This is a genomic window from Actinoplanes sp. NPDC049802, from assembly GCF_040656595.1.
In the GTDB taxonomy this organism is placed as follows: Bacteria; Actinomycetota; Actinomycetes; order Mycobacteriales; family Micromonosporaceae; genus Actinoplanes.
On sequence record NZ_JBFAMR010000083.1, the window covers coordinates 25,432 to 33,114 of the forward strand.

The 7,683-nt window shown below is 69.8% G+C and carries 8 protein-coding genes and 2 pseudogenes; 3 read left to right on the plus strand and 7 right to left on the minus strand.

The features are described 5' to 3' along the window. Window positions 1-221 precede the first annotated feature (221 nt). Window positions 222-2,060: a WD40 repeat domain-containing protein gene (locus tag AB0I88_RS35160; RefSeq protein WP_361034940.1), complete on the minus strand. Its 1,839-nt coding sequence runs from the start codon at window positions 2,058-2,060 to the stop codon at window positions 222-224. Here AB0I88_RS35160 and AB0I88_RS35165 point away from each other — a divergent pair. Beyond that, complete coding sequence (locus tag AB0I88_RS35165; RefSeq protein ID WP_361034943.1) at window positions 2,043-2,198, plus strand: hypothetical protein; 156 nt, start codon at window positions 2,043-2,045, stop codon at window positions 2,196-2,198. The genes AB0I88_RS35160 and AB0I88_RS35165 overlap by 18 nt on opposite strands. A 285-nt stretch (window positions 2,199-2,483) precedes the next feature. Here AB0I88_RS35165 and AB0I88_RS35170 read toward each other — a convergent pair. Further along, window positions 2,484-3,965, minus strand: a pseudogene (locus tag AB0I88_RS35170) (AAA family ATPase); the annotation flags it as partial. Between the two features lie 141 nt (window positions 3,966-4,106). On the opposite strand from AB0I88_RS35170, the gene AB0I88_RS35175 reads away from it, so the two are divergent. Further along, on the plus strand, window positions 4,107-4,658 hold the full coding sequence (locus AB0I88_RS35175; RefSeq protein WP_361034922.1) for a hypothetical protein: 552 nt from the start codon (window positions 4,107-4,109) through the stop codon (window positions 4,656-4,658). Here the strand turns inward: AB0I88_RS35175 and AB0I88_RS35180 are convergent. The 4 genes from AB0I88_RS35180 to AB0I88_RS35195 form a co-directional block, all read right to left on the minus strand. Next, window positions 4,630-4,932 carry a hypothetical protein gene (locus AB0I88_RS35180; protein WP_361034925.1) on the minus strand — a complete coding sequence of 101 codons (303 nt, stop codon included), beginning with the start codon at window positions 4,930-4,932 and terminating at the stop codon, window positions 4,630-4,632. The two genes, AB0I88_RS35175 and AB0I88_RS35180, sit on opposite strands and share 29 nt — an antisense overlap. Beyond that, on the minus strand, window positions 4,854-5,507 hold the full coding sequence (locus tag AB0I88_RS35185) for a hypothetical protein (protein ID WP_361034928.1): 654 nt from the start codon (window positions 5,505-5,507) through the stop codon (window positions 4,854-4,856). Before AB0I88_RS35185 ends, AB0I88_RS35180 begins: the two co-directional genes overlap by 79 nt. Before the next feature lie 298 nt (window positions 5,508-5,805). Beyond that, window positions 5,806-6,228 carry a nitroreductase family deazaflavin-dependent oxidoreductase gene (locus AB0I88_RS35190; protein WP_361034931.1) on the minus strand — a complete coding sequence of 141 codons (423 nt, stop codon included), beginning with the start codon at window positions 6,226-6,228 and terminating at the stop codon, window positions 5,806-5,808. After that, window positions 6,228-6,863 (minus strand): NAD(P)H-binding protein, encoded by a 636-nt coding sequence (locus tag AB0I88_RS35195; protein ID WP_361034934.1) that lies wholly within the window; start codon window positions 6,861-6,863, stop codon window positions 6,228-6,230. The genes AB0I88_RS35190 and AB0I88_RS35195 overlap by 1 nt, the downstream gene beginning before the upstream one ends. A 100-nt stretch (window positions 6,864-6,963) precedes the next feature. Between AB0I88_RS35195 and AB0I88_RS35200 the strand changes: the two genes are divergently transcribed. Next, window positions 6,964-7,329, plus strand: coding sequence for a helix-turn-helix domain-containing protein (locus AB0I88_RS35200; protein WP_361034937.1), 366 nt, complete (start codon window positions 6,964-6,966; stop codon window positions 7,327-7,329). A 172-nt stretch (window positions 7,330-7,501) separates the two neighbouring features. Here AB0I88_RS35200 and AB0I88_RS35205 read toward each other — a convergent pair. Continuing rightward, window positions 7,502-7,683: pseudogene (locus tag AB0I88_RS35205) on the minus strand (ISAs1 family transposase); the annotation flags it as partial.

Below are 7,683 nucleotides of genomic sequence, written 5' to 3' on the forward strand. Positions count from 1 at the left end.
GCCTCGATCGCCTCCGCCCGGTACTGCGGCTTCCTGTCACCGCTCACACCCGTGGCGATGGTCCTCGGAGGGGGTCGTTGCCCGCGAGCCCTTGGCTTCATACGAGTACACGAAGCAGCGAGCAGCCGTAGCAGTACGAAGCCAGCGAGGTCGTGGAACCACGTCGACCCGCGGTGGCGCTGAATAGTAGACAGCTGGTGGGACGGCTCCGTTCCTCGAAGCTAACGGGGCAAGGCACGGACCGCCTCGACCGCCGCCGGGACGTCCAGCGGCCAGAGGATCGTGGTGTGGTCGAGGCTGCTCGACGCCAGTGTGCCGCCGTCCGGGCTGAAGGCCAGGTCGGTAACCCCATCGGAATGCCCGCTCAACACCGCCCATTTCGTTCGCTCGGCCACGTCCCAGATCTCGATGGTGCGGTCCAGGCCCGCGCTGGCCAGATAGCGGCCGTCGGGGCTGAACGACACACTCAACACCGCCGCGGAATGCCCGTTCAGGACGACGGCGGGCGCCCCGCCGGCCACGTCCCACAGAGTCACCCGGCCGTCGCCCCCGGCCGATGCGAGCAGCCGGCCGTCCGGGCTGAACGCGACCTCGTTCAGGTCGCCCGGTTCGTCGCCGAGAACCGCCAGTGTCCGGCCACCGGCCGGGTCGAGCAGCGTGATCTGCCCGCTGTCTCGGGCGGCGGCCAGGATCCGGCCGTCCGGGCTGAACGCCACGCTGTGCACGGATCCACCGACGATGCTCATCGACATCCGCCGGCGCAGAGCGGGATCCCACAACGCGACCGCACCGTCGTAGCCACCGCTGGCCAGCAGGTGGCCGTCCGGACTGAAGTCGACGGTGTTGACCGTGTCCGTGTGTCCTGTCAGGACCGCGTTCTCGGCGCCGGTGACCGCATCCCTGAGATCGATCCGAGCGCCGACCGCGGCAGCGAGCACGGAACCGTTGGGGTCCAACGTGGCACTGGCGACCGGCAGGGAACCATCGGGGGCGGCCACTTGCCGCACCGCCCCGGTCGTGGCGTCCCACAACCGCAGGCTGGCATCGGCGGACCCGGTGACCACGGATCGGCCGTCCGGGCCGAAGGCGACGGAGGTTACCGTGCCGGTGTGGCCGACCAGAACCGGTCGATGGTGATCCCACACGAGGACCGTGCCATCCTCACCCGAGGCCGCGTATCGGCGGCCGTCCGCGCTGACCGCCACGTCGGTGACGCCACCCAGATGGCCGGTGAGTCTGACGGTACGGTCGAGGCGCCGTACATCCCACAGGTCGATCGATCCGGCCATGTTCGCCGAGAGCAGCGCACCGCCGTTCGGCGCGAAGGCCACGGCGCGCACCGGGGAGGTGTGGTCACCGATGTCGACGGAGTCGTCACGCCGGCCGTGGGTGTGGATGATGTTGATCGAGCCGACCTCGAGGCTCGTCTCCGCTGTGAACGCGCCGTCGCGCGTACGAGCAAACGCGTAGCCAGCCGCCGGGACCTCCGCCGTGGCCGGTTCGCCCGTGGTCTCCTCCGCAGGGTCCGGTTCCTCCGTACCCTGCGGGGTGGAGGTTTCGCCCGTCAGACCGACTCGGATGGTCTGTTCATTGACCGGTACGGCCTTGACGCGCAACGCGCCGAACCCGGCTGAGGGATCCGTGTCGGCGAAGGGGTCGCCGGCCAGCCCTTCCCAGGCGCTGGCCCGCCGGCCCGTGGCCCAGTCCCAGACCGCGACGTGGTCGGTGGTGTCGCAGCCAAGCAGTCGTTTGCCGTCGTCGCTGAACGATAGGCCGTTGACCGGGCCGCGCAGACTTGCCAGGGAACGAATCCGCTGCCCCGTACCCAGATCCCAGAGGACGATCCTGCCGCCCGCGTCGCCTGAGGCGAGCCGCTTTCCATCGGGGCTGAAGGCCACCGTGTGTACCGGTTTGTCGTGTCCGGCCAGGGTGGCCGTGCGTGCCCCGGTCTCACCGTCCCAGATGATCACGGTTCGATCCCAGCCGCCGCCGGCGATCCGGCGCCCGTCGGGGCTGAAGGCGACCGACGCGACGGTGCCCGCGTGCCCGGTCAGCCGCAACCGGTACGCCTGACGTCCGGCAAGGCTCAGGACCGCACTACGGGCCTCTTGCGTGGGTGCGGTCCGGAAGGCCCGGTCCGCCAGGTCCGCCGCGACGCCGACCTGCGTACCCGCGATGGCCAGCGCCTGCGTGGCTAGTTGCCGCGACGTCGATTCGCGTTGCTGTTCGTGGGCCTGCTGCCGCTGCCGCCAGGCCAGCAGGCCGGTGCCGGCCACTACGATGAGCAGCACCGACAGCGTCGCCACCAGACTCCGCAACTGACGGATGCGGCGCTGTGCCGTCTGCTGTTCGGCATGGGTGAGCGCGACGGCTTCCGCGAGGAAGGAACGCTCGACATCGGTCATCTCTGGCTCGTGCTCGGCGGCCCATTCCTGTGTCCGCGCCAGCCTCGCCCCGCGGTACAGCGTGCCAGGGTCGCGCCCCAGCGCCTGCCAGCTCCCGGCGGCGTGGGTGAGGTCTCGGTGGACCAACAGGGCCTCTCGGTCGTCGGTCAGCCAGCGGTGCAGCCTCGGCCAGGCTTCGATCAGAGCCTCGTGGGCGAGTTCGACGGTGTCCTCGTCGAGGACCACGAGCCTGGCCGAGGTGAGGTGGTGCAGCACCTGGGTTCTCTCCTCCGGTGCCCCCAGGGAGTCCAGCTCGGACCGTTCCACCCGTCGACGGGTGTCTTCGGTGCCGTCGCCCAGGGCGGTCAGGCGGATCAGCACCCGTCGACAGATCTCCTGCTCCGAGGGGCTGAATCCGGCGTACAGTTGCTCGGCGGTCTGCGCAAGCGCACCGCTGACCCCGCCGGTCGCTCGGTAGTCCACCATGGTCAGCCGGGCACCGCCGCTCCGCTGCCATGTCTCCCGCAACGTGTGCGACACCAGCGGCAGCGCGCCCGGCTTGCCTTCCACCTCCGCGATGAGCGTCGCCACCAGCTCAGGCGCAACCACCAGCCCGCAGCGCGCCGCGGGCTCCTCGATCACCCGGCGAAGCTGGGCCTCGGTCAGGGCGCCGACCGGGACGTGCCGCACCGCCTGTTCCGCCGTCTGAGCCAGCGCGCTCAACAGGCCCGGCTGTTCCAGGCAACGCCCGTAGAAGTCGGCCCTCACCCCAAGTACGACGCTCGTGGCCCGGTCTGCCCCGTACGCGGCGTCCAGCAGCAGCGTGACGAAACGGTCCCGCACCGCGGGGTCGGGGCAATGCGTGAACAGCTCCTCGAACTGGTCCACGACGAGCAGCGTACGGGTGCGCGATCCGGTCACCATGCCCTGGCGCACCGCGACGTCCAGAGCTTCGGGGCCGCCACCGCGCAGCTCGTCGTGCAGCGACTCCGCGGACAGTCCGTACGCGTCCGCCACCGCATCGGCCAGTTGCCGTAACGGCTGCCCGCCTGGTGTCACCAGCAGGGGCTGCCATGCGTCGTCGTCGGGCAGCCGTCGCACGCTCGCCGCGGCCATCAACCCCGCGCGCAGCAGGGACGACTTCCCGCTGCCCGATGGCCCGACCACCACCACCAGGGGCGTACGCGTGACGTGCTGCACCAGTTCCTCGACCAGTTGCTCACGGCCGCAGTACCGGTCGGCGTCCTCTGGCTCGAACGCGACCAGCCCAGGGTACGGCTCCGGCGGTGGCCCGGCACCAGCCGCGCCGGCACTCAGCTCGTCGGCAACGGCCCGCCAGCGCAGTTCCCATTCCGCCACGTCGCCGTCGCACGCCCCCACGAAGCCGCGCGTCACCTCCAATGAGGGGAACCGGTCACCCCCGGCCGCCTCCGAAAGCGCGGTGTGCGAGAAGTGTGCCTTCGCCGCCATCCGGCGATAACTGCCGACTCCCGCCTGGTCCCGAAGGGCGCGCAGGTCGAGGGCGAACCTCACGATCGGGCCGTCCTCCGGATCCAGGCGCCGTTCCGGCCTCCCCACCATGGACTTCTTTCTTTCAGTTGTCCGTCATTGCTGTCAAGCGCCGCTGACCTGCTGCTTTACAACTGTCCAATCACTACGAACGAGGTGAGGCACCGGCCAGGACCGGTCGGGTGTCGTTCACTCCGTGGCAAAAGGAGAACCATGTCTGTACGCAGATGCGCCATGCTGGCCGCCGTGTTCGCGTTCGGCGCCGGCCTCGCCGTGGCACCCACGGCCGGCGCAGCCGCCACGCCGCCGGCGGTGGGCTCGCCCACACCTCCGGCCGTCGTCGGCAACCCGCCGGCTGCGGGCACGGCGCGACTGACCGACGCGAACGGATCCACCCTTGTGGCCGGGATCGCCACGCTGCAGATCAAGCCCGGATACGAGGCCCAGGCCAACAAATGCATCCGGCTGTGGAAGCCCTACGGCCAGAAGATCAAGGGCAAGTGGCATGTGGTCACGGGCGGCCGCCTGCAGAACTGCGGCGCGACCTACTTCAAGGTGACTCTCCAGCAGAAACGCGCGTGGGGATGGGACGACCGGAGTTCCAAGACCATCTTCCGCAAGGGAGACGTCAACCCGAAGGCCAAGTGCAAGACCTTCGGTACGTACAGCTGGCGCACCACCGGCGTCTGGTACCGGTACACGACCGGCGGAAAGGTCCAGACGCTCGGCCAGATGATCACCAAATCCTGGCGTACGAAGTGCTAGCCCGTCGGTGTTGACACTGGTCGCGGGTGACGGGACCGTGCCCGCGGTCAGGTCTCGGTGATCGATTCGTGCGACGGCGTGGTGCGCTCCCAGCACCACGCCGTCGCTTCCGGCGGCTCAACGGCCGGCGCAGGCGAGGACACCCCGAGCGGGCCAGGACCCACCCGCTGCCCAGGGCGGCCCACATCCGGGTGATCAGGCGCATCGCCAGCAGGGAGTCGCCGCCGAGGGCGAAGGACCAGTCCTCCGCACCAACCGCGTCGAGGCCCAGCACCTCGGCGAAGAGCGCGCGGTGGATCTGCTCGGCCGGGGTCGAGGGTCCCCGGCTCGACACGGTGAACGCGGGGACGGGCAGGGCGGCCCGGTCGACCTCGCCGTGCGCGGTGACCGGCAGCGTGTCCAGGACGACGATCGCGGCCGGGACCATGAATCCGGCAGCCGCTGGGAGAGGTACTCCCCCAGTCCGTCCACGTCACCGCCGAGCACATACGCGACCAGACGTTTCGTGCCGGGCTGGCCCTCCCGGGCGATCACCACGGCGCGGGTGACGGATTCGTGGGCGGCCAGGACCGACTCGGTCTCGACCCGGAACCCGCGGATCTTGACCTGCTCGTCCGTGCGGCCGGCGAAGTACAGCACCTCGTCGTCCGACCAGCGGACCAGGTCACCGGTGCGGTACATCCGCCCGCTGGCGTCGAACGGGCAGGCCACGAACCGCTGCGCCGCCAGGGCGGCACGGCTGAGGTAGCCGCGGGCCAGACCGGTCCCGGCGATGTACAACTCGCCGACCACGCCGGACGGCACCGGCTGCAGGAACACGTCCAACACATACAACCGGGTGCCGTCCATCGGACGACCCGACGGGATCGTCCCGTTCGTCTCATCGGATCTGGCTCGTGACATCGCTGACCGTACGTCTCACGCTTTTTCGGTCACGCTTGTGGTGGCGTAGTCCCGGACGGTGTGGCAGCCGCGTCGCCTCGGACTCGGCGCTGACCAGCGACGTCAGCCAGTAGTCCGGCCGCCGGCCGAGAGTCCGCGGGCGGGAGCCGCCGTCACCGCCTTGGCTGCATCCGACCCGGGCGCACCGATCGCGGCATGAGCGTGCGCAGGAGGTTGTGCAAGCGGGTGATGTTGCCTCGCCCGATCAGGGTGACGGTTCGAGGATGACCATGGGGATGTCTCTCGTGGTCGCCTTCTCGTACTCGCGGTAGGACGACATCATCGCGATCATCAGCTGCCACAGTCTTGGTCGCTCGTCGGCCGATGCGATCCGCGCCCGCGCTCGGAAGGTTTCAGTCCCGACCTGAACGGTGACGTCCGGGTCGGCGGCGAGATTGAGGAACCAGGCGGGGTGCCGGTCGGCTCCGCCATTGGACGCGGCGACGACATAGCGATGGCCGTCTCTTACGTAGGCCAGCGCGGTTCGGCGCAGCTTTCCCGACCGGCGGCCACGCGTGATCAGCAACAGGTCATTCACACCGGGCCGGGGATTGCCGTCGGTCTCCACGAAGCGGCGAATGTGTTCGGCGACCCAGGGGCTCGGGCTGTCGACGATCTCCTCGGCCATCAGGCGGCCTCGACACCGAGATGGGTCCGGTGGTGCGCAGGGGTATCGATCTCGTCGATCAGCGCGACGGCGAGGTCGGCGTACGAGATGCGACTGGCGGCGTCCGCCATCGCCGCACGGTATCGCCCGCAGCGTACGCCGCCGTGATCGAAATCGCCGGCCGGGCTGACGACCAGCCAGTCCACGCCGGTGGCCGCGGTACGCAGCACCTGCGTACCGGCGGCGTGGGCGAGGTAGAACGAGCGGTACTCCTGCGGATAGCCGGGCGTGTCCATCAGCGCCGTCCCGTGTTCGGTCTCCAACGTCGACGCCAGGCCGACCACCAACAGCCGCGTCACCTCGGCACGGGCCAGTCCGCCGAGCAGGGCGCGGGCAGCGCCGGTGTAGAAGGCGCCAGGTTGCGCCGCGGGGTCGTAGACGGCACTGATCGCGGCATCGTGTCCGGCGGCGACTCCGGCGACGCTGTCCACGTCGGTCACGTCGCCGGCTGTCAGGTGCACGCCGTCGCCCGACAGGCCGCTATACCTACCTGGATCACGAACCACGGCGGTGACCCGGTGACCACGACGGCGCGCCTCGGTGACGGCCGCCCGCCCAGCCCGGCCGCCCGCACCGAAAACCACCACATTTCCCATACCGGCACCTCGCCTCCTCTGAACCGGCCTGATCGCCGGTGCCGTCGCCGACCGTATCCGGACACGCGGTTACCGATCGGATACCGGCTACCGTGAAGCCGTGACGACGCCCCTGGACCCCGACATGTTCGACCCGGTCTGCCCCTCCGATCTGTCGCCGATCCGGATCGGCGACAAGTGGGCCGGCATGATCGTCCGGTGCCTGGAGCACGGACCGCGGCGCTTCTCCGAGCTTCGAGTTCCGCTGCGTGGCATCACGGGGAAAACCCTCACCAAGTCACTCCGGACGCTCGAACGCGACGGCCTGATCAAACGCACCAGCCACCCCGAGCCGATGCGCCGCGTCGAGTACGAACTGACCCCGCTGGGCCTCAGCCTGCTCCAGCCGATGACCGCCGCATGCACCTGGGCCCGGGAACACTGGGAGGAACTCCTCGACGCACGCGAGGCCTCGACGCACGGATGACGACATCCCGGGCAATGCTCGCCAGCGGCGTACGCTCAGCCTGCTTGATCCACTGGCAGCAGGTCGACTCGGCGATGTTCACGACCGGGCACCAGTCGATCCCGACTACGGTCATAACGCGTCATACGCAACATCGTGGCCCGCGTCTGCACCCAGGGCCCCGGCAAAGTCGTCAGGTGATTCCGAGCAGTGCGAGCGGGCGGCTGCTGTCGCGGGCGTGGTGGCGGTTGGCGGCGGCGATGTTGGTGGCGCCGGCGAGGCGTAAGGCGCCGATAGCGGCGTTGCGCAGAGCGGCCATGACCTGTGGCCCGGTGCCGGTACGGATCTGCGAGCGGTCTTCGTCGTAGGTGACGT

Excerpts from the sequence above, each read along its gene's own strand:
- AB0I88_RS35175 (WP_361034922.1), top strand. The coding sequence starts at position 4,107 with ATGTCTGTACGCAGATGCGCCATGCTGGCCGCCGTGTTCGCGTTCGGC.
- AB0I88_RS35185 (WP_361034928.1), bottom strand. The coding sequence starts at position 5,507 with ATGGACGGCACCCGGTTGTATGTGTTGGACGTGTTCCTGCAGCCGGTG.
- AB0I88_RS35190 (WP_361034931.1), bottom strand. The coding sequence starts at position 6,228 with ATGGCCGAGGAGATCGTCGACAGCCCGAGCCCCTGGGTCGCCGAACAC.
- AB0I88_RS35195 (WP_361034934.1), bottom strand. The coding sequence starts at position 6,863 with ATGGGAAATGTGGTGGTTTTCGGTGCGGGCGGCCGGGCTGGGCGGGCG.